We start from the raw sequence: 424 nt of genomic DNA, 5'->3' as shown, positions 1-424 counted from the left end.
CTCATACACTATGGAATCAATATCTTCTTGAGAAAGATCGATGGTATCCATTTTATATGTCCATTTGTAGGTCACAGGTTCTTTGTTGATTTCATCAAAGTATCTGTAGATTCTATCTTCGAGTTCTTTCTTGCTTTCCACACGGATTCCACCCAGCATCTGCTTTGTCATTTTACTGAAAAAACCTTCAATCATGTTTAACCAGGAACCATGTTTGGGTGTAAATACAAACTCAAAACGTCCAGAAACCGTATTCAGATATTCCTGGGTTTCTTTGGAGGTATGTGCAGAGTGATTATCCAGAATAATCCGAATCATATCGCTCTTTGGATATTTTTCATCAAGTTTCTTTAGAAAAGTCACAAAGTCAGAACTTTTATGAGTTTCACTTACTAATGGAATTGCTTCACCTGAGAGCAAATCA

The 424-nt window shown here is 36.1% G+C and carries 1 protein-coding gene; it reads right to left on the bottom strand.

Annotation, left to right across the window (positions count from 1 at the left end; genetic code table 11):
- Positions 1 to 424 (bottom strand): IS630 family transposase (locus tag PZH32_RS11495; protein ID WP_275208389.1); only part of this gene is annotated, 424 nt, incomplete at both ends.

It is taken from the genome of Adlercreutzia equolifaciens, assembly GCF_029076695.1.
GTDB lineage: Bacteria > Actinomycetota > Coriobacteriia > Coriobacteriales > Eggerthellaceae > Adlercreutzia > Adlercreutzia equolifaciens_A.
This window is presented reverse-complemented; position numbering and strand designations above follow the sequence as displayed.